19 protein-coding genes are annotated in these 17,682 nt (G+C 64.7%); 11 read left to right on the top strand and 8 right to left on the bottom strand.

Annotated features, from left to right (window positions below):
- The first annotated feature begins 6 nt into the window (after window positions 1-6).
- The gene (locus VZ068_RS08050) at window positions 7-615 is read left to right on the top strand and encodes a rhomboid family intramembrane serine protease (RefSeq protein ID WP_259153525.1); all 609 of its coding nucleotides are present in this window, start codon (window positions 7-9) and stop codon (window positions 613-615) included.
- Between the two features lie 151 nt (window positions 616-766).
- On the opposite strand, the gene VZ068_RS08055 is transcribed toward VZ068_RS08050, so the two are convergent.
- Window positions 767-967 carry a hypothetical protein gene (locus VZ068_RS08055; protein WP_349657364.1) on the bottom strand — a complete coding sequence of 67 codons (201 nt, stop codon included), beginning with the start codon at window positions 965-967 and terminating at the stop codon, window positions 767-769.
- A 213-nt stretch (window positions 968-1,180) separates the two neighbouring features.
- Here VZ068_RS08055 and VZ068_RS08060 point away from each other — a divergent pair, with 213 nt between their 5' ends.
- The 3 genes from VZ068_RS08060 to VZ068_RS08070 all read left to right on the top strand — a co-directional run bounded on the left by VZ068_RS08060 (window position 1,181) and on the right by VZ068_RS08070 (window position 2,917).
- Window positions 1,181-1,465 carry a GNAT family N-acetyltransferase gene (locus tag VZ068_RS08060; protein WP_349657365.1) on the top strand — a complete coding sequence of 95 codons (285 nt, stop codon included), beginning with the start codon at window positions 1,181-1,183 and terminating at the stop codon, window positions 1,463-1,465.
- 39 nt (window positions 1,466-1,504) lie between these two features.
- On the top strand, window positions 1,505-2,350 hold the full coding sequence (locus VZ068_RS08065; RefSeq protein ID WP_349657366.1) for a hypothetical protein: 846 nt from the start codon (window positions 1,505-1,507) through the stop codon (window positions 2,348-2,350).
- Between the two features lie 66 nt (window positions 2,351-2,416).
- Entirely contained in the window at window positions 2,417-2,917 is a 501-nt protein-coding gene (locus VZ068_RS08070; RefSeq protein WP_259153529.1) for a MarR family transcriptional regulator, read from the top strand.
- A 90-nt stretch (window positions 2,918-3,007) separates the two neighbouring features.
- Here the strand turns inward: VZ068_RS08070 and VZ068_RS08075 are convergent, their stop codons facing one another.
- Window positions 3,008-5,206, bottom strand: a complete 2,199-nt coding sequence (locus VZ068_RS08075; RefSeq protein WP_349657367.1) for a M3 family metallopeptidase — start codon at window positions 5,204-5,206, stop codon at window positions 3,008-3,010.
- Between the two features lie 486 nt (window positions 5,207-5,692).
- On the opposite strand from VZ068_RS08075, the gene VZ068_RS08080 reads away from it, so the two are divergent.
- On the top strand, window positions 5,693-6,178 hold the full coding sequence (locus VZ068_RS08080; protein ID WP_349657368.1) for a glutathione peroxidase: 486 nt from the start codon (window positions 5,693-5,695) through the stop codon (window positions 6,176-6,178).
- 130 nt (window positions 6,179-6,308) lie between these two features.
- On the opposite strand, the gene VZ068_RS08085 is transcribed toward VZ068_RS08080, so the two are convergent.
- The gene (locus VZ068_RS08085; protein WP_349657369.1) at window positions 6,309-7,088 is read right to left on the bottom strand and encodes a ferredoxin--NADP reductase; all 780 of its coding nucleotides are present in this window, start codon (window positions 7,086-7,088) and stop codon (window positions 6,309-6,311) included.
- 231 nt (window positions 7,089-7,319) lie between these two features.
- Entirely contained in the window at window positions 7,320-9,200 is a 1,881-nt protein-coding gene (locus VZ068_RS08090; protein WP_349657370.1) for an ABC transporter ATP-binding protein, read from the bottom strand.
- A 218-nt stretch (window positions 9,201-9,418) separates the two neighbouring features.
- Here VZ068_RS08090 and VZ068_RS08095 point away from each other — a divergent pair, with 218 nt between their 5' ends.
- The 4 genes from VZ068_RS08095 (at window position 9,419) to VZ068_RS08110 (ending at window position 13,168) form a co-directional block, all read left to right on the top strand.
- Window positions 9,419-10,936 carry a fumarate hydratase gene (locus tag VZ068_RS08095; protein ID WP_349657371.1) on the top strand — a complete coding sequence of 506 codons (1,518 nt, stop codon included), beginning with the start codon at window positions 9,419-9,421 and terminating at the stop codon, window positions 10,934-10,936.
- Between the two features lie 328 nt (window positions 10,937-11,264).
- On the top strand, window positions 11,265-11,690 hold the full coding sequence (locus tag VZ068_RS08100; protein WP_349657372.1) for a hypothetical protein: 426 nt from the start codon (window positions 11,265-11,267) through the stop codon (window positions 11,688-11,690).
- A gap of 13 nt (window positions 11,691-11,703) precedes the next feature.
- Window positions 11,704-12,339, top strand: coding sequence for a glutathione S-transferase family protein (locus VZ068_RS08105; protein WP_349657373.1), 636 nt, complete (start codon window positions 11,704-11,706; stop codon window positions 12,337-12,339).
- Window positions 12,340-12,451: 112 nt separating this feature from the next.
- Window positions 12,452-13,168, top strand: a complete 717-nt coding sequence (locus VZ068_RS08110; RefSeq protein ID WP_259153536.1) for a carbonic anhydrase — start codon at window positions 12,452-12,454, stop codon at window positions 13,166-13,168.
- Between the two features lie 190 nt (window positions 13,169-13,358).
- On the opposite strand, the gene VZ068_RS08115 is transcribed toward VZ068_RS08110, so the two are convergent.
- Window positions 13,359-14,489, bottom strand: a complete 1,131-nt coding sequence (locus tag VZ068_RS08115) for a phospholipase A (protein ID WP_349657374.1) — start codon at window positions 14,487-14,489, stop codon at window positions 13,359-13,361.
- Between the two features lie 210 nt (window positions 14,490-14,699).
- Entirely contained in the window at window positions 14,700-15,185 is a 486-nt protein-coding gene (locus VZ068_RS08120) for a DUF456 domain-containing protein (RefSeq protein WP_349657665.1), read from the bottom strand.
- A gap of 228 nt (window positions 15,186-15,413) precedes the next feature.
- Between VZ068_RS08120 and VZ068_RS08125 the strand changes: the two genes are divergently transcribed.
- Window positions 15,414-15,629, top strand: coding sequence for a cold-shock protein (locus VZ068_RS08125; RefSeq protein ID WP_003483561.1), 216 nt, complete (start codon window positions 15,414-15,416; stop codon window positions 15,627-15,629).
- A 91-nt stretch (window positions 15,630-15,720) separates the two neighbouring features.
- Here the strand turns inward: VZ068_RS08125 and VZ068_RS08130 are convergent, their stop codons facing one another.
- Together VZ068_RS08130 and VZ068_RS08135 are read right to left on the bottom strand one after the other, a co-directional pair.
- Window positions 15,721-16,203, bottom strand: coding sequence for a glycine zipper 2TM domain-containing protein (locus tag VZ068_RS08130; protein ID WP_349657375.1), 483 nt, complete (start codon window positions 16,201-16,203; stop codon window positions 15,721-15,723).
- 130 nt (window positions 16,204-16,333) lie between these two features.
- Entirely contained in the window at window positions 16,334-16,762 is a 429-nt protein-coding gene (locus tag VZ068_RS08135; protein ID WP_349657376.1) for a hypothetical protein, read from the bottom strand.
- A 71-nt stretch (window positions 16,763-16,833) separates the two neighbouring features.
- Between VZ068_RS08135 and VZ068_RS08140 the strand changes: the two genes are divergently transcribed.
- Complete coding sequence (locus VZ068_RS08140) at window positions 16,834-17,667, top strand: tRNA threonylcarbamoyladenosine dehydratase (protein ID WP_349657377.1); 834 nt, start codon at window positions 16,834-16,836, stop codon at window positions 17,665-17,667.
- Window positions 17,668-17,682: the final 15 nt, after the last annotated feature.

Genomic DNA, 17,682 nt, shown 5'->3' on the forward strand with positions numbered 1-17,682 from the left:
GTCCGCATGATTACCCTGATCCTGATCGCCATCACCGGCATCGTCTCGTGGATGGCGTTCAACAACCGCAAATTGAACGACCGCTTGATCCTTTGGCCTCCAGCGCTGGACAAGCAGCGCCAGTACGACCGCCTGGTGACCTACGGCTTCATCCATGCCGACCTGGGGCACCTGGTCTTCAACATGATCACGCTGTTCTTTTTCGGCCGGGTGATCGAAAGCGTGATGACACAGCTGACCGGCAGCGTGCTGACCTATCCGCTGTTCTATCTGGCGGCGCTGGTGGTGTCGATCCTGCCCAGCTATCTGAAAAACCAGAACAACCCCAATTACCTCAGCCTGGGCGCCTCCGGTGCGGTGTCGGCGGTGCTGTTCGCCTTCATCCTGCTGCAGCCGTGGACCATCATCCTGGTGCTGTTCATTCCGGCACCGGCGATCATCTATGCGGTGTTCTACGTGGGCTACAGCCTGTGGATGGACCGCCGTGGCGGCGATCGCATCAACCACAGCGCGCACCTGGCCGGGGCGGCATTCGGGGTGATGTTCATGCTGATCATGGAGCCGCGGGTGTGGCAGGTCTTCCTGGAGCAGCTGTCCAATCCCCGCTTCGGCTGAGGGCGCTGGCCCGTCCTGCTGCCTGGGGGTACCGGGCTGGCCGGCGCTGCGGTGACGCAGCTGACGCATCAGTGCAGCGGTTGCCTGCGGCAACCGGGCCAGGACCGACGCCATGGCGTCGCAGGTCCTGGCGGATGGAGCGAGGCCGGCGTCAGGCCGCGTTGCGTTTGCGGTCGGTGCTGAGCGCTTTGCCCGACGCTGCGCCGTAGGCCTGCTGCAGACGTTCGTAGACGGTATCGTTGAGTTGCGCGAAATCGGGGTTGTGGGTGTCGCCATTGATGGCGAACTGGAACAAGCCTTCCAGCAGCGAGCTATCGCTGTCCGTGCCGTTTCCTGCCGAATCGTTGTGCATGCGGTGACTCCTCGTTGATAAGGCGAGGGCACTGGCCAGGCCGGAGACCGGTTGCAGGCAGCGCCGTCGAGTCAGCTATCGGCGCTGCCACGGCGAACTTAAGGACGTCGTCGCCAAGTCGGGCCGGCGGTCACAGCGTGGATTCATTTTCACGCAGGCGCGGCGTCGCGCTGGTCACACTTGGCGCATATTCACTGCCGGGCGCAGACCACGATGGAGGCAGCGACAGTGCACGCCGAACACGATTCCACGCAGCAGCGCTTCGTTGTTGACACCGAGGGACATCATGCCGAGCTGGTCTACCAGCTCGACGGTGCGCGCATGACCATCACGCACACGCTGGTGCCGGATGCCATTGCAGGCCGCGGGATCGCCGCAGTGTTGGTCGAGGCCGCTCTGCAGCATGCGCGCCAGGCCGGGCTGAAGGTCGTGCCAGCGTGCAGCTACGCCGCCGCCTACGTGCGCCGGCATCAACAGTTTCAGGATCTGCTGGCCTGACGGACAGCAGTGGGTGGTTCGATCAGGGGAGCGGGTGGGATGGGGCGGTTGCTTGGATTCAATAGTGCGCGCGGTCTGCTGATGCTGGCCCTGTTGACGGGCTGTACGCAGCGCGAACCTGCGGCAGTCGAGTCGACCGAGCCGGCAGCCGATGCGGGCGCACCGACAACGCCGGCTCCCGAACCGCAGATGGTGCAGAGCGGCCCGCTGGAAGATGTGATCGAACATGCGCCGGCCTACATGATTGGTATCAGCTATCCGCCCGGGCTGGATGCGTACCCTGACCTGGCTGCGTTGATTCGCAAGTATGCGCAGGATGCCCGCAGCGAATTGATGGAGGCCGTCTCCGGTCTGGGCAACGACAAGCCCGCCGCGCCTTATGAGTTGTCGCTGGCATTCGAAAAATTGTTGCAGACCACCGACCTGATCGTCATCTCCGCCGATGGCAGCCGCTACACCGGTGGCGCGCATGGCGAGCCGCTGGTGGCGCGTTTCGTGTGGCTGATCAAGGAGCGCAAGCAACTGACCGCGCAGGCGTTGGTCCCCGACCCGGCCGGATGGGAGAAGATCGGTCGCGATGTCGCTGCGCAATTGCATGCGGCGGCTACCCAACGTGTGGAAGCCGATCGGGTACCGGTCGAGGAACAGGCCGAACAGGTCGCATCGGCCGACCGCATGATTGCCGAAGGCACTGCAGCGCAAGTGGACAACTTCGCGCAGTTCGTCCCGGTGTTGAACGCAGCCGGGCAGATCACTGCCGTGCGCTTCGTGTTTCCGCCTTACCAGGTCGGGCCGTATTCGGACGGCACGCAAACGGCCGAGGTCGCTGCAGCCACCTTGATGCCCTGGGTCGCGCCGGAATATGTACATCTTTTCGCTCGCTGAGGTGTTGCCGCGCAAGTGATGTGATTGAATGGTTTGGCCATTCAGTAATGTAGCCAAACGGGTGATATGAGTAGTTTCGATCCAACCGCAAATCGCGTGGACCACACCTGCGCGCGCTACCCAGCCTTCCCGCGGGAGCCCGCTGTCCTGGTGAGGTTGATCAAGCATCTCTACAAGCGGCTGCACACCATCAGTTGTGTGCGACTCAAGCCGTACGGGATCAGCCCGCCGGAATACGAAATCCTGATGATGTTGTACGGCACGCCTGAGCAGGCGATTACCCCGACCGAGGCGGCAGAGGCCGCCAGCGAGAAACCGGCCAACATCACCCGGCTCACTGACCAGCTGTGCGAGAAGGGCTTGATCGCGCGTGGCAGCAGTCCCGACGACCGCCGCAAGATCATGCTGACCCTGCAACCGGCCGGGCTGGCATTGATCGAAAGCGTGTTGCCGGAAGCATGCACGCTGTTGCACGAACAGACGGCCGACCTCAGCGAAGCGGAGCAGGCGCGTCTGGAAAAGCTGCTGAAGAAGCTGCTCAATGGCGTGGACGCCGTAGACGCCTGAGCGCCACGCGGCAGCTGCGCCGCATGCCTTCGCAAAAACCACAACGCCGCCCGGATCGCTCCGGGCGGCGTTGTCGTCATGCAGGTCCGATTACGGCTTGGACTGCGGCGCTTCCGGCGTTGCCCCATCGCCACCCTGTGCGCTCAGACCGCGCTTCTCGAGCAGTGGCTCGATCTGCGGCGCATGGCCGGCAAAGTTCTGGAACAGCTCCATCGCGTCCACACTGCCGCCGCGCGACAGCAGCGTCTTGCGGAAGCGGTCGCCATTGGCCCGGCTCAAGCCGCCATGTTGCTTGAACCACTGCTGGGTGTTGGCATCCAGGACTTCGGACCAGATGTAGGCGTAGTAGCCGGCCGCGTAACCGCCCATGATGTGGCTGAAGTACGGGGTCTTGTAGCGCGGCGGCACCGGCGCGTAGGCGATGCCGTCCTGCTGCAGGGCCTTGGCTTCGAAGGCCATCACGCCGGCCGCATCCGGCACCTGACTGGCGCTGATCTGATGCCAGTTCTGGTCCAGCATCGCCGCACCCAGATACTCGGTGGTGGCAAACCCCTGGTTGAACTTGGCCGCGGCAATCACCTTGTCCAGCAGCGCCTGCGGCATCGGGGTGCCGTTCTGGTAATGCTTGGCGTAGTTCTTCAGGATCGACGGCTCGTCGGCCCACATCTCGTTGACCTGCGAAGGGAACTCGACGAAGTCGCGCGGCACGCTGGTACCGGAGAAATACGGGTATTTGACGTCGGAGAACATGCCGTGCAGCGCATGCCCGAACTCATGGAACATGGTGGTCACTTCATCCCAGGTCAGCAGCGTCGGCTGGCCGGCCGGCGGCTTGGGGATGTTGAGGTGATTGGCCACCACCGGCTTGAAACCGGTCAGGTCCGACTGCGACACGTAGGAGTTCATCCATGCGCCACCGCGCTTGGATTCGCGCGCGTACATGTCGGCGATGAAGATCGCCAGCTGCTTGCCGTCGGCGTCGAACACGTCGTAGACGGTGATGTCGTCGCGGTAGGTCGGCAGGTCGGTACGCTGCTTGAAGGTCAGGCCGTATTCCTGGTTGGCCGCATAGAACACGCCGTTTTCCAGCACGTTCTTCAGCTCGAAATACGGCTTGAGCTGCGACTCGTCGAAGTTGTACTTGGCCTGGCGCACCTTCTCGCTGTAGTAGGCCCAGTCCCAGGCTTCGAGCTTGAAGGTCGGCTTGCGCGCGGCCTTTTGTTCCTTGTCGATCATCGCCTGCAGGTCGGCAGCCTCGCGCTTGGCATTGGCCACAGCAGCGGGTGCCAACTTGCCGAGCATCGCGTTGACCGCTTCGGGGGTCTTGGCGGTCTGGTTTTCCAGCGAATACGCCGCATAGGTCGGGAAGCCGAGCAGCTTGGCCTTGTCGGCGCGCAGCTTCATGATGCGCGACACCAGCGCAGTGTTGTCGTACTGGCCGCCGTGGCTGCCGCGCGACACCGACGCGTCATAGATCTTCTTGCGCAGGTCGCGATTCTTCAACTGGGTCAGCGGCGGCTGGCCGGTGGTGTTGAGTAGCGCGATCACGTACTTGCCGTCGAGCTTGCGCGCCTTGGCCGCTTCGGCGGCTGCGGCGATCTGTTCTTCAGACAGGCCGTCGAGCTGCTTGACGTCATCCACCACCACTGCAGCGGCGTTGACCTCGGCCAGCACGTTCTGGCTGAAGGTGGTGCCCAGGTTGGCCAGCTCGGCATTCATCGCCTTGAGCGTGGTCTTGTCGGCCTCGGAGAGCTTGGCGCCGTCGCGGACGAAGTCGCTGTAGTACTTCTCGACCAGGCGCAGGCTTTGCGCATCCAGGCCCAGCTTGGCGCGCTGGTCGTACAGGGTCTGGATGCGCGCGAACAACTTGCCGTTGAGCGAGATCGCATCGCGATGCGCGGCGAACTTCGCCGAATAATCGGCCTGCAGTTTCTTGCGTGCATCGTTGGTGTCGGCACCCACCAGGTTGAAGAACACCGTGGTGGCGCGATCGAGCGTGGCGCCACTCTTTTCCAGCGCGACGATGGTGTTGTCGAAGCTCGGCTTGGCTTTCTGGTTGGCGATCTTGTCCACTTCCTTCAACTGCTCGGCCATGCCGGCATCGAAGGCGGGGGCAAAGTCGTTGTCGGTGATCTTGTCGAACTGCGGGTAATGCAGCGGCAGCGTGCTGTCGGCAAAGAAGGGGTTGGCTTGGGTGGCAGCCTGCGTGGTCGCGGGTGCGGCGATGCTGTAGGACGGCATGGCAAGTCCCAGGGAAGCGGCCAGGGCAAAAGCGAGACGGGTGGTCAAGAAGGTAGCTCCAAAGTGCGAACCGCCGAGGCTAACCCAGCCTGCCGGGACAGGCGTGTGACAAAAGGCATGGCTGCCCTGGCTTCGCGCAGTCAACTGGCAGACGCGGCCGACGCGCGAGGCCGGGCTCGCCGGTTGGCCGGTCGTCATGCTGGCGGGTTCGGCCCGTGGCCGGCGTCGCCGGACCGCGATTCGCACGGCGTCGTGCCGGCATGGCAGGCAGCACGCAAGCGCCGTAGCGAAGTTCGCCCGCTGTGCGGGCCCTGCGATTGCGGGAGCGCTTCGCTCGGCGGAGCTGACTGGCGTTGCAGCCGCGGCGTCGGCGCGGACCGGGTGCAGTGCTGGCAGGTGCGGACGGCCGCGCCAGCGCGCTAGCTGTGTCGTTCGTCACCCTTGCACGGGAGAGCCGGTTCAGCCTTGCCGCTGCAGTGCTGCGTGGCCCGCGGCTGCGCTACGCTGCCGCTTCCCTGGGCATTCGAGCACGCCATGAGCGATCTCTCCACGTTTGAATTCACCGACCTGGACGGTCGCACGCAATCGATGCGCGATTACGTCGGCAGCGTGGTGCTGGTGGTCAATGTCGCATCCAAATGCGGGTTTACCCCGCAGTACGCCGGTTTGCAGGCGCTGTGGCAGCGCTATCGCGAACGTGGCCTGGTGGTGATCGGGTTTCCCTGCGACCAGTTCGGTCACCAGGAGCCGGGCGATGCTGCGCAGATCCGCCAGTTCTGTTCGCTCGATTATGCGGTGGATTTTCCGCTGTCTTCGAAGATCGAAGTCAACGGCAACGGCGCGCATCCGCTGTGGCAATGGCTCAAGCACCAGCAGCGGGGCGTCTTGGGGTCGGAGGCGATCAAGTGGAACTTCACCAAGTTCCTGATCGGCCGCGATGGCACGGTGCTGGAGCGTTACGCGCCGACCACCAAACCGGAAGCCCTGGCAGCAGATATCGAGCGCGCGCTGGGCACCTGACCCGCAGCGTCCGCCCCCCGTAGGAGCGCACCCCGGGCGCGACGAGGCGTTCCTGGTGATGGCTAGTCGCGCCCAGGTGCGCTCCTACGGCAGCGGAGCGTGCACGAGGCGCCGCGTCGCGTGCGCCGTATCACTTCTCGACGAAGGCGCGCTCGAACACGTAATGCCCCGGCGTGCCGATGCGTGGCGAGGTCTGGAAGCCGCGCGCGTCCAGCAGGGTGCGCAGGTCGGCCAGCATCTGCGGGCTGCCGCAGATCATGAAGCGGTCGTTGGCCGGGTCCAGGGTCGGCAGTCCCAGCGTCTGCTGCATGCGGCCATCGGCCATCAGCTCGGTCAGCCGGCCCTGATTGGCGAACGCTTCGCGGGTCACCGCCGGGTAATACAGCAGTTTTTCGCGCAGCAGATCGCCCAGGAATTCGTGCTGCGGGAGCTCGCGCTCGAAGTAGTCGCGATAGGCCAGGTCCTGCACGAAGCGCACGCCCTGGGTGAGGATCACCTTGTCGAAGCGCTCGTAGGTTTCCGGGTCCTTGATGATCGACAGCCACGGCGCCAGGCCGGTGCCGGTGCCCAATAGATACAGATTGCGGCCCGGGTGCAGGTCGCTGATCAGCAGTGTGCCGGTGGGCTTCTTGCCGACCAGGACCTTGTCGCCGGGTTTGATGTGCTGCAACCGCGAGGTCAGCGGACCATCCGGCACCTTGATGCTGAAGAACTCCAGATGTTCTTCCCAGTTGGCGCTGGCGATCGAGTACGCCCGCAGCAGCGGGCGGGTTTCGGTCTCCAGGCCGATCATCACGAACTGCCCGTTCTCGAAGCGGAAACCGGCATCGCGGGTGGTGGTGAAGCTGAAGTAGGCATCGGTCCAGTGACGGACCTCAAGCACCGTTTCGGCGCCGAAAGCGGAAGACATACCGGTAAGTGTCGTGGGAAGAGTAACGGCCAATTCTACCTCAAGCCGGCCAAATGAGATGAACTCTCATTTGGCTGGGAATGGGGAATGGGGAATGGGGAATGGGGAATGGGGAATCGGGGCGGCAGCTGAAAAATCACGGATGCTTCCGGATCAGCGCTTTCAGTAGCCCTCATCTGCCGGGAAGGCAGCTTCTAACGATTCCCCATTCCCGACTCCCCATTCCCAACCTCACCGATACCCCGCCGCCTGCAACTCGAACAGCTCCGCATACCGCCCACCCTGCGCCATCAGCTCGGCGTGGGTGCCGTTGGCTTCGATGCGGCCGGCGGCCAGCACCAGGATGCGGTCGGCCATGCGCACGCTGGAGAAGCGGTGCGAGATCAGCACCGCGGTGCGGTTGTCCGACAGCTCCTTGAATCGCTGGAACACCTCGAACTCGCTGCGCGCATCCAGGGCGGCGGTGGGTTCGTCCAGGATCATCAGCTGCGCATCGCGCATGTAGGCGCGTGCGATGGCGATCTTCTGCCACTGCCCGCCGGAAAGATCCACGCTGTTCTTGAAGCGCCGGCCGATCAATTGGTCGTAGCCATCGGGCAGGCTGTCAATCAGCTCGCCGGCCATTGCGCGCTGCGCAGCGGTCTGGATGCGCGGCATATCGTCCATTGCATCGACCTGGCCGACGCCGATGTTCTCGCCCACGCTCAGGTGGTAGCGCACGAAGTCCTGGAAGATCACGCCCAAGTTGGCGCGCACGTCGTCCAGGTCGTAGTCGCGCAGGTCCTGCCCATCGAGCAGGATGCGGCCCTCGTCCGGGTCGTACAGCCGCGCCAGCAGCTTGACCAGGGTGGTCTTGCCGGCGCCGTTTTCGCCGACCAGCGCCAGCACTTCGCCGGCGCGCAGTTCGAAATCCAGGTGCCGCACCGTCCACTGCTCGGCATCCGGATAACGGAAGCCCACGTCCTCGAACACGAAGCCCTGGCGGATTGGGCGCGGCACCGGCAGTGCGTTCGGGCGCGAGCGGATCTCCGGCACGATGTTGAAGAACGAATACAGATCGTCCAGATACAAGGCCTGGCCGGCGACCTGCGAAAACCCGATCAGCAGCCCCTCCAGCAACTGACGCAGGCGCAGGAAACTGCCGGCCAGAAAGGTCAGATCGCCGATGCTGAAATCGCCGCGCACGGTGCGCCAGGCGATGTAGCCATAGGCCATGTAGTAGCCCAGCGTGCCCAGCGCGGCCAGCAATGCGCCCCACAACGCACGCTTGCGCGCCAGTGCGCGGTTGGCCTGGAAGAACTTGTCGGCCAGGCGCCGATACCGCGCGATCAGGAAACGATGCAGGTTGAGGATCTTGACTTCCTTGGCGGTCTCCACGCTGGCACCGACCTGGCGCAGGTAATCGAGCTGGCGCCGCTCCGGCGTCCACTGGAAGTTGAGCGAATAGCCCAATGCGTTGAAGTGCGCCTCGCCGATGAAGGCCGGGATCAGCGCCACCGCCAGCAGCGCGATCAACCACGGCGCATACACCACCAGGCCCACCGCCAGGCTGACCACGGTGATCGCGTCCTGCACCTGGCCAAACAACTGGCTCATCAGGTTCATGCGGTTCATGGTCTGGCGCCGCGCGCGATCCAGCTTGTCCTGCCGGTCGGGGTCTTCGAAGTCTTCCAGATCCAGCTGCGCGGCATGTTCCATCAGCCGCACGCTGGCAGCGTTGTTGAACAGCTCCGACAACAGCGCATCGGCATAACCGACCATGCGCCCGAGCAGGTCCGAACCGATCGCCAGCGCCAGTTCCAGCGCCAGCAATTCCAGCAGGCGGTTCAAGCGCCCGCTGCTCAATGCCTGGGTCAGCGACTCGAATGCCGGCGGCTGGCCGACCAGGTGGATCGCCTCGTCGATGATCAATTTGCCGATGTAGAGCGTGGCCACCGGCATCAACGCGCGCAGCACGCGCAGGCCGATGCTGCTGGCGCTCAACCAGCGGCTGGTCTGCCAGATCTGGCGCAGGAACGGGGGCAGATTACGCAGCGCATCCAGGCGCTCGCGCAGGGTGGGGCCGGTACGGGCGGCGGCGGGCGCGGTGGCGCCGGAACGGGAAGCTGACATCGTGCTAGTGTGCCGCGCGCGGCGTGGGTGCGGGGTGTTGGGACGGGCAGGGCGGGTGCAGCGTGGGTGGCGATGTCGGCGCCGCGCGGCGGCGCCAGGCTTGTCCTGGCAGGCGCACGCGTTCCACCTGTCAATCGCTGTGATTGATGCCACATCCGGCCGCGCCCGCGGTTTGCTCTAAAATATGCGGATTGCCCCCGCCAGCCGTAGAGCCAGCCGTGACCTCGATCAAGCAGGAAGACCTCATCCAGTCCGTCGCCGATGCGCTGCAGTACATCAGCTACTACCACCCGGTCGACTACATCAGGAATCTGTCCGCCGCCTACGAGCGCGAAGAATCGCCGGCGGCCAAGGACGCCATCGCGCAGATCCTGATCAACTCGCGCATGTGCGCCGAGGGCCACCGCCCGATCTGCCAGGACACCGGCATCGTTACCGTGTTCCTGGAAATCGGCATGAACGTGCGCTGGGACGACGCCACCATGGGCGTGGAAGACATGGTCAACGAAGGCGTGCGCCGCGCCTACAACCACCCCGACAACAAGCTGCGCGCCAGCGTGCTGGCCGACCCGGCCGGCAGGCGCACCAACACCCGCGACAACACCCCGGCAGTGGTCAATACCAAGATCGTGCCGGGCCACCATGTCGAGGTGATCGTCGCGGCAAAGGGCGGCGGTTCGGAAGCCAAGAGCAAGTTCGCCATGCTCAACCCGTCCGACTCCATCGTCGATTGGGTGCTCAAGACCGTGCCGACCATGGGCGCCGGCTGGTGCCCGCCGGGCATGCTCGGCATCGGCATCGGCGGCACTGCCGAAAAGGCGATGCTGCTGGCCAAGGAAGCGCTGATGGAGCCGATCGACATCGTCGACCTGCAGGCGCGCGGCGCGTCCAATCGCGCCGAGGAACTGCGGCTTGAACTTTATGAAAAGGTCAACGCGCTCGGCATCGGCGCGCAGGGCCTGGGCGGCCTGACCACGGTGCTGGATATCAAGGTCAAGGATTACCCGACCCATGCCGCCAACCTGCCGGTGGCGCTGATCCCCAACTGCGCGGCCACCCGCCATGCCCATTTCACCCTGGACGGCAGCGGCCCGGTGATGCTGGACCCGCCGTCGCTGGAAGACTGGCCCAAGCTCACCTACAACCCGACCAACGCGCGCCGGGTCAACCTGGACACCATCACCAAGGAAGAGGTCGCCAGTTTCAAGCCGGGCGAGGTGGTGCTGCTCAACGGCAAGCTGCTGACCGGCCGCGACGCCGCGCACAAGCGCATGATCGACATGCTCAACAAGGGCGAAAGCTTGCCGGTGGATTTCACCAACCGCTTCATCTATTACGTCGGCCCGGTCGATCCGGTGCGCGACGAAGTGGTGGGCCCGGCCGGCCCGACCACCGCCACGCGCATGGACAAGTTCACCCGCCAGATGCTCGAGCAGACCGGCCTGCTGGGCATGGTCGGCAAGTCCGAGCGCGGCGATGCCGCGATCGATGCGATCCGCGACAACAAGGCCGTGTACCTGATGGCGGTCGGCGGCTCGGCCTATCTGGTGTCCAAGGCGATCAAGGCCGCGCGCGTGCTGGCCTTCGAAGATCTCGGCATGGAGGCGATCTACGAGTTCGAGGTCAAGGACATGCCGGTCACCGTGGCGGTGGATTCCACCGGCGAATCGGTGCACAAGACCGGCCCACGCCAATGGCAGTCGCGTATCGGCAAGATTCCGGTCGTGGTGGAATAACGGCAGTCGCAACCGGCCAAGCAGACCGTCAGCAAGGCGGTCTGCGCCCGTTGGCGAAACAAGCGCGCAGACGCGCGTGTTCCGCATCGGCTGCATCCGCCTGACGACTGCGCCACAGTGCGCTCGTCAGGCGTGGCTGGAACCGCGAGGCAATGGCACGCCTTGCCGTTTGCTGCAGGTCACCCGGCAGACGCAGGCTGGTGCCGGCAGCGGGTCCAGTGCCGTCGGAGAGGCGGCATCTGCGATCTCTCAGCAGAGAAGACAGGCGTGGCTCCACGGGAACCGGCTATGCTCGCCGCACTGACCGGTAACCTTCAGGAGAACAGGAATGCTCCGACTCGTCTGCGTTGCGCTGTTGTCGTGCCTGAGCCTGAGCTCGGCGGCGCAGCAGCAAAAAGCACCCACGGTGTTGTTTCCCTCGCGCAACTACGCGCCGCCACCTGCCGCCCCGGTGCCGTTCGCAGAGCGCAAGCCGCTCAAAACAAACGATGCCGCGACACGCTTCAACGGCCCCTCGGCTGCGGATCGCTGCATCGCGCAGTGCAATAGCAGCGCTCGACAATGCCGCGCCGACCGGCCCAGCGAGTCCAGTTGCAGCAGCAGGGTGGCGCCGCGAGGAAAGCGCTGCGACGACGTACAGAATCCGGCGCAACGGGCCAACTGCATGGCGCAGGTCTTCGACTGCACCCAGCAAAGCGACGACAATCGTTGCGAACCGCGCAAGCTCGCCTGCCTGCGCGCCTGTACCAACTGACCCGAGACCCCGCATGGCCGCCACGCTCTACCACACCCCCAGTACCGCCGCCCTGGTCGTCCATTGGCTGTTGATCGAACTGGACGTTGCGCACGTACTGCATCCGCTGGATTTCGAACGTGGCGAGCAAAAGGCGCCAGAGTATCTGGCGCTCAACCCGGCCGGGGTGGTGCCGACCCTGGTGCTGGACGGGCAGGTACTCACCGAAGCGGCCGCCATCGTCATGCACCTGGCCGATCTCTATCCGCAAGCCGGTCTGGCGCCGCCGGTGGCCACGCCCGAGCGTGCGGCGTACTACAGGTGGATGTTCTTCTGCGCCAACACCTTGCAGCCGGCGTATCGCGCCTGGTTCTATCCGCACGAGCCGGCCGGCGCTGCGCACGTCGATGCAGCGCAGACCCAGGCACGCAACAAGCTGGAAGCGGCCTGGACCCAGGTCGATGCGCATCTGCAGGCGCACGGGCCGTATCTGCTCGGCCAGACGCCATCGGCCGCCGATTTCATGCTGACCATGTTGATGCGCTGGTCGCGCAAGATGCCGCGCCCGACCGATACCTGGCCTGCACTGCAGGCGCACGCGCAGCGTATGAAGGCGCGTCCTGCGTTTCAGGAAACCTATCGCCGCGAGGGCCTGACGGACTGGACCTGAACCTGCGGCGCGTGGGCGCGAAGTCATGTCCGTATAACCTCTCCGGCAGGCATTTTGCCGCGCTCGCCGCGTAGTAGGATCGCGACACCAACCAGAGAGCAGGGGCTCGTCCATGTCGCATTCCGCATCCCGCCGAAAATTGCTGCAGTGCGCCTGTTGCGCGCCGATCGCGGCCGCTGCCGCATCCCTCCCGTTCGCGGTGCGCGCGGCAGCACCCTCGAAAAAGACCGACTTGAATGCCGAACAGGCGCTGCAGGTGCTGCGCGACGGAAACGCGGCCTTCGTCGAAAATCGCCCCAAGAAGGTTATTTCCGACAGCAAGCGGCGTCTGGAACTGGCGCTCGGGCAGACTCCCTTCGTGATCCTGGTGTCGTGCTCGGACTCGCGCGTGCCGCCAGAGCTGCTGTTCGGCCGCGGCCTGGGTGAGATGTTCATCGTGCGCAACGCCGGTAATACCGTGGACACCACCGCGCTCGGGTCGATCGAATATGCGGTGAGCCAGCTCGGCGTGCCGTTGGTGGTGGTGATGGGGCACGAAAGCTGCGGCGCAGTGGCGGCGGCGGTGTCGGTTGTCGAACAGAATGCCTTCTTCCCCGGCGCGATCGGCTCCATGATCGAACCCATCGTCCCGGCGGTGCTGGCCGCCAAGAGCAAGGGCAGCGACGACCTGCTCGCCGCCTCGGTCAAGGCCAACGTCAAGCGCACCGTCGACCGCCTGCGCGGCGCCTCCGAACCGGCATTGCTCGAACCGCTGCGCACAGGCGCATGCCGCGTGGTGGGCGCGTACTACACATTGAAGGACGGCAAGGTGGATTTCTTCGACGTCTGAGTCCCCGCCTGAAACAGGGCGGCTGGCAACGGTCTTTCGCCGTCCCTGTTGTGCGTGCGGTAATCGCGACACAAAAAAGCCGACATCGCTGCCGGCTTTTTTTATTCCTGTCCCTCACATCGCTGAGGTCCCACGCAGTCTCAGCACGTGGTCAGGCTGCGACGCACGCGTTGTCGTAATTCCGGAAACGTCAGAACCACTCCAGCAACGACACGCCCAGGCCGATGTAGGTGGCCTTGTGGTTGTAGTCGATCAGGCTTTCGCCGTAGCCGTCGAACACCTGCACATGGCCGCGCAGCAGGTTGGTGATGGGGAAGCCGTAATCCAGCTGCACCGAGCCATGCGAGCGGTCGCCGCCGCGCAGCGAATGCCGCGCGATCAACGCAAATTCGTGGCCGTCCTTGTTGTAGACCAGGGTCGCGTCGCCGCGGCCCATGTAATCCTCGATGTCCGGGTTGTTGTCGTCGACACGGTCTTCCTTGATGCGGAACCACGGGCGCAGCGTCAGCGCCCAGTTTTCGCGATCCAGCCCGATGTTGAGGATGACCCGGTTCCAGGAGCGCGACAGCGGATCTTCGCGGCCGTTGGACATGTGGTTGATGCTGATGCCGCTCATGCGGCCCTTCCAGCCGAACAGGCTGTAGTTGTTGCGGAACACCAGCATCGCTTCCGGCTCGTAATTGGTTTCCCGGAACGGGCGCGAGGCATCGGTGTTGTAAGCCTGCCAGCGCGAACTCTGGGTGTAGCCCATCCAGATGTCGCCGTTGTCGCCGAACAGGTCTTCGACCACCTTGGTCTTGAAGCTCAGCTGGAACTTCAACTCGGCGCTGTCCAGTTGCTGTGGCGTGCTGACCGAGTTGGCCGGATTCGGCGATTGCGGGGTGCGGTTGGAGTCGCTGGTCCAGAACGCCGGCAGCAGGTAGACCGGCTTGTAGCCGCGCAGCTGGAAGGTCCCCAGTTTGGAGTCCTTGGCGAGTTCCCAGCGGCGATCCAGCAGCGAACCGCGGCCGGCATTGGCGACCGCTTCTTCCTTCGGCTGATCCTGACCGTCGGCGCGGAAAAAATCGCCTACGCGGCTGGTCTTGCCGGTGTCTTCCGGTTTGGCGGCTTGCTTGGCCAACTGCGCTGCGGCATCTGCCTCCTGCACGGCCTGCGGGGTGTAGCCCAGCGCCTGGTCGTAGCACGCCAGGCGCGCGGCATCCGAGGTCACGGAGGTACAGGCCTGCGGCGATGCGGGCTGCGGAGCGATTTCCTGCCCATGCGCCAATGGCGCAGCGGCCAGGGCGATCAGCATCAGGGGACGGGTGTGGTGCTTGGGCATGGGCAGTCTGGCCGAGTGTAGGCGCCAGGCAGGCGCGTCAGGCGCGTAGCTTAACGGTCGCGTCTGCATACGCCATGTGTACACGGTGGCATAACATCCGGGGCGATGCGTTTAGGCAGGTGCCGCTACGCTGGCGGGGCCGTTATTGAGGGCCGGTCTGCACGCTCGCGGCAACCGTGGCCGTGCCGGCCTGGGACATCGGCTCGCGTGTCAGAAGAACCAGGCAATTGCAAACACACCCAACATGCACATGCCCAGCGCCAGCTTGGTGGCCGTGCCCAGCATGATGCCGACCCAGGTGCCGAAGCCGACCTTGGTGGCCTGGCCGGTCTTGCGGGTCTGGTAGTACTCGCCCAACCACGCGCCGGCGAACGGGCCGACGAACAGGCCGATCGGCATAAAGAAAATCCCGGCAATGGCCCCGATCACCGAACCCCACATCGCCATCTTGCTGGCTCCCACGCGCTGCGCGCCATAGAGGGTGGCAAGGAAGTCGATGACAAAAGACAGGGCGGTGATCAATCCGAGTATCAGCAGCGCGACCCAGCCGACATGGGTGAACCCATCTGCCCAGGCGGCCACCAGCAATCCGGCAAAGACCAGCGGCAAGCCCGGCAGTGCGGGCAGGATGACGCCGGCAAGACCCACCAGCACCAGTGCGCCAGCCAGCACGTAATAAACGACAGTCGTGTCCATGAAGGTTTGCAAATGTCCTATTTCAGGCTTGACAAAAATACGCAAGGGGTGCTTGAAAATTGGTTTTGCGCGGGTTAAGTTGCAGCCGCTGCTGTTTGCAAAGGTCACCGTGAATCGTGGCCTGATGCGGTAGATCGCCCGATCCGCTACATCCTTGTACCTCGCTTCCTCCTTGCAATCACAGCCACCACCGCCAGTCCATCACAGTGTCGTAGGGAGTCAGTCGAGATGTCCAACATCGAACGCGAGAATGGTGTCGTAAAGTGGTTCAACGATGCCAAGGGCTTTGGATTCATCAGTCGCGAAAACGGCGAAGACGTCTTCGTCCATTTCCGCGCCATCCAGATCCAGGGCTTCAAGAGTCTCAAGGAGGGGCAGAAGGTCAGCTTTACCGTCGTGCAAGGCCAGAAAGGCCTGCAGGCCGATGCGGTGCAGGTGGTCTGAGCTACGGCATCGGGGGCGATGCATCACGCGCCCAGCAAAAAGGCCCGTCACCGGGCCTTTTTGTTGTCTGCACGTCGGCCGCAGCCGTTGCTCAGCGCAGCACTACCTTGCCGTTGACCACGCGCACGTAAGCGTTTTCGCGCACACCGGCCAGGTCGCGCTGGTTCACCACGATGACGCGGCCATCGTCCATGCGCACCTGCACGTCGAAGCTCTCGCTGGTGACGTTGTTCTGGATGGCGTTGCCCGCCAGCGCGCCGGCAGCGGCGCCAGCCACGGCCGAGACATTCTTGTTGCCCTTGCTGCCGCCGGTTTCCTTGGAAATCTGGCGGCCGGCCACCGCGCCGACGATACCGCCGAGCACCGCCCCGGTGCCGGTGGGCGCGGTGCGGGTGGGGCCGACTTCATCGATGCGGGTGACGATGCCGCAGTCCACGCAACGCTGCGCAGGCTGCGAATAGCCCTGGTCGTAGCCGCGGTCGCCGCGATAGCTGCCGTACTGGGGCTGTGATGTGGCGCAGCCGACCAAGGTCGCGGTTGCAGCCAGGCCGATAACGAGCAGTCGGGTTTTCATGGGTGTCTCCAGGTGGGTCGACAAGGCGGTCGGGGCCGCGGCGACGTCATCCTGTGTTGGTCCAGGTGAACGGTCTGCCAACTGGATCACTCCAGGCTTAACGAAACCCGAGCGTCGCCTTCATCCAGGCTCATCGAAAGTCGCGGTGACATGCCTCGCACGCCTCCGCGACCCGCCGTTTGATCGGCACGAACGCGGCGCAGCTGGACGGCGCGCTGCGCTGCGCCTGCTCCAGGGCGACACGCAGTGCCTGAGCATGTTCGCCGAAGCGGCGATCTTCGCCAATCTGCGCAAATGCCGGTTCCAGTTCGTCGGCAAGCAAGCGCAGCGATTGCAGTCGCGCCTGCTGCTGCGCAGCTGTGCACGCGCTGCCGGGCTGCGGCTGCAGGGCGCGCAGTTGGTAGTCCAGCACGTGCATCAGGCTGTCGGGCAGCGGGTCGCGCCGCGCCTGCAACACCCGCGCCAGCATGACCGTGGTGATCAGCCCGATCAACACGCCCAGCACCAGCATGAAGGCGTAACGGGCCGCGCGTGACTGATGGGGAGGTGTGGCGGACATGGCGAGCTGCTCCGGCATTAAAGCCCCCGGTGGGGCGGACGCGCGCACGGCGGCGCGCGTAAAATAGGCCGATGAAAGCACAATGGCGTGAACGCTTTGCCGGTATCGACCGGCTGTACGGAGTCGGCACGGTAGAGCGGTTGTCCGCCTGCCGCGTGGCGGTGGTGGGCATGGGCGGTGTGGGCTCGTGGGTGGTGGAGGCGCTGGCACGGACCGGCGTCGGCCATCTCCGCCTGATCGATGCCGACGACCTGTGCGTGTCCAATACCAATCGGCAATTGCCGGCGCTGGCCGGGCAGTACGGACGCAACAAGGCGCGCGCCATGGCCGAGCGCTGCGTCGCGATCAACCCGGAGATCGACGCCGAGGCGGTGGAGGCGTTTCTCACCACCGGCAACATCGAAACCCTGCTGGGCGACGGCCTGGATCTGGTGATCGATGCCTGCGACAGTTTCCGGGTCAAGGTGGAAACCATTGCCTGGTGCCGCCGCCGCAAGCTGCCGATGCTCACCGTGGGCGCTGCCGGCGGGCGCACCGATCCCACCCTGGTGCGCGTGCGCGATGTCTCGCGCACCGAGCACGATGCGATGCTGGCATTGATCCGCAAGAAGCTGCGCAGCGACTTCAACTTCCCGAAGAATGCGCAGCGCTATTTCGGCGTGCCGGCGGTGTACTCGCTGGAAAACGTCAAATACCCGCAGGCCGACGGCAGCGTGTGCGGCATTCGCCCGCAACTCGATGCCGATGCCACGCTCAAGCTGGATTGCGGGGCGGGGCTGGGCGCAGCCACGCATATCACCGGCACGTTCGCGTTTGTAGCGGTCGGCAAGGCGCTGGAGATGTTGCTCAAGCCCAAGGCCGCTGCGTCCAAGCCGGTGGCCGAGGTCGCTGCCGCGTCATCGTAACTGCATGCGCGCGCT

The organism is Xanthomonas sp. 10-10 (assembly GCF_040182365.1).
Lineage (GTDB): Bacteria > Pseudomonadota > Gammaproteobacteria > Xanthomonadales > Xanthomonadaceae > Xanthomonas > Xanthomonas arboricola_F.

Coding starts and splice junctions, on each gene's coding strand:
- VZ068_RS08050 (WP_259153525.1), top strand. CDS start 7: ATGATTACCCTGATCCTGATCGCCATCACCGGCATCGTCTCGTGGATG.
- VZ068_RS08055 (WP_349657364.1), bottom strand. CDS start 967: ATGCACAACGATTCGGCAGGAAACGGCACGGACAGCGATAGCTCGCTG.
- VZ068_RS08060 (WP_349657365.1), top strand. CDS start 1,181: ATGGAGGCAGCGACAGTGCACGCCGAACACGATTCCACGCAGCAGCGC.
- VZ068_RS08065 (WP_349657366.1), top strand. CDS start 1,505: ATGGGGCGGTTGCTTGGATTCAATAGTGCGCGCGGTCTGCTGATGCTG.
- VZ068_RS08070 (WP_259153529.1), top strand. CDS start 2,417: ATGAGTAGTTTCGATCCAACCGCAAATCGCGTGGACCACACCTGCGCG.
- VZ068_RS08080 (WP_349657368.1), top strand. CDS start 5,693: ATGAGCGATCTCTCCACGTTTGAATTCACCGACCTGGACGGTCGCACG.
- VZ068_RS08085 (WP_349657369.1), bottom strand. CDS start 7,088: ATGTCTTCCGCTTTCGGCGCCGAAACGGTGCTTGAGGTCCGTCACTGG.
- VZ068_RS08090 (WP_349657370.1), bottom strand. CDS start 9,200: ATGTCAGCTTCCCGTTCCGGCGCCACCGCGCCCGCCGCCGCCCGTACC.
- VZ068_RS08100 (WP_349657372.1), top strand. CDS start 11,265: ATGCTCCGACTCGTCTGCGTTGCGCTGTTGTCGTGCCTGAGCCTGAGC.
- VZ068_RS08105 (WP_349657373.1), top strand. CDS start 11,704: ATGGCCGCCACGCTCTACCACACCCCCAGTACCGCCGCCCTGGTCGTC.
- VZ068_RS08110 (WP_259153536.1), top strand. CDS start 12,452: ATGTCGCATTCCGCATCCCGCCGAAAATTGCTGCAGTGCGCCTGTTGC.
- VZ068_RS08115 (WP_349657374.1), bottom strand. CDS start 14,489: ATGCCCAAGCACCACACCCGTCCCCTGATGCTGATCGCCCTGGCCGCT.
- VZ068_RS08120 (WP_349657665.1), bottom strand. CDS start 15,185: ATGGACACGACTGTCGTTTATTACGTGCTGGCTGGCGCACTGGTGCTG.
- VZ068_RS08125 (WP_003483561.1), top strand. CDS start 15,414: ATGTCCAACATCGAACGCGAGAATGGTGTCGTAAAGTGGTTCAACGAT.
- VZ068_RS08130 (WP_349657375.1), bottom strand. CDS start 16,203: ATGAAAACCCGACTGCTCGTTATCGGCCTGGCTGCAACCGCGACCTTG.
- VZ068_RS08135 (WP_349657376.1), bottom strand. CDS start 16,762: ATGTCCGCCACACCTCCCCATCAGTCACGCGCGGCCCGTTACGCCTTC.
- VZ068_RS08140 (WP_349657377.1), top strand. CDS start 16,834: ATGAAAGCACAATGGCGTGAACGCTTTGCCGGTATCGACCGGCTGTAC.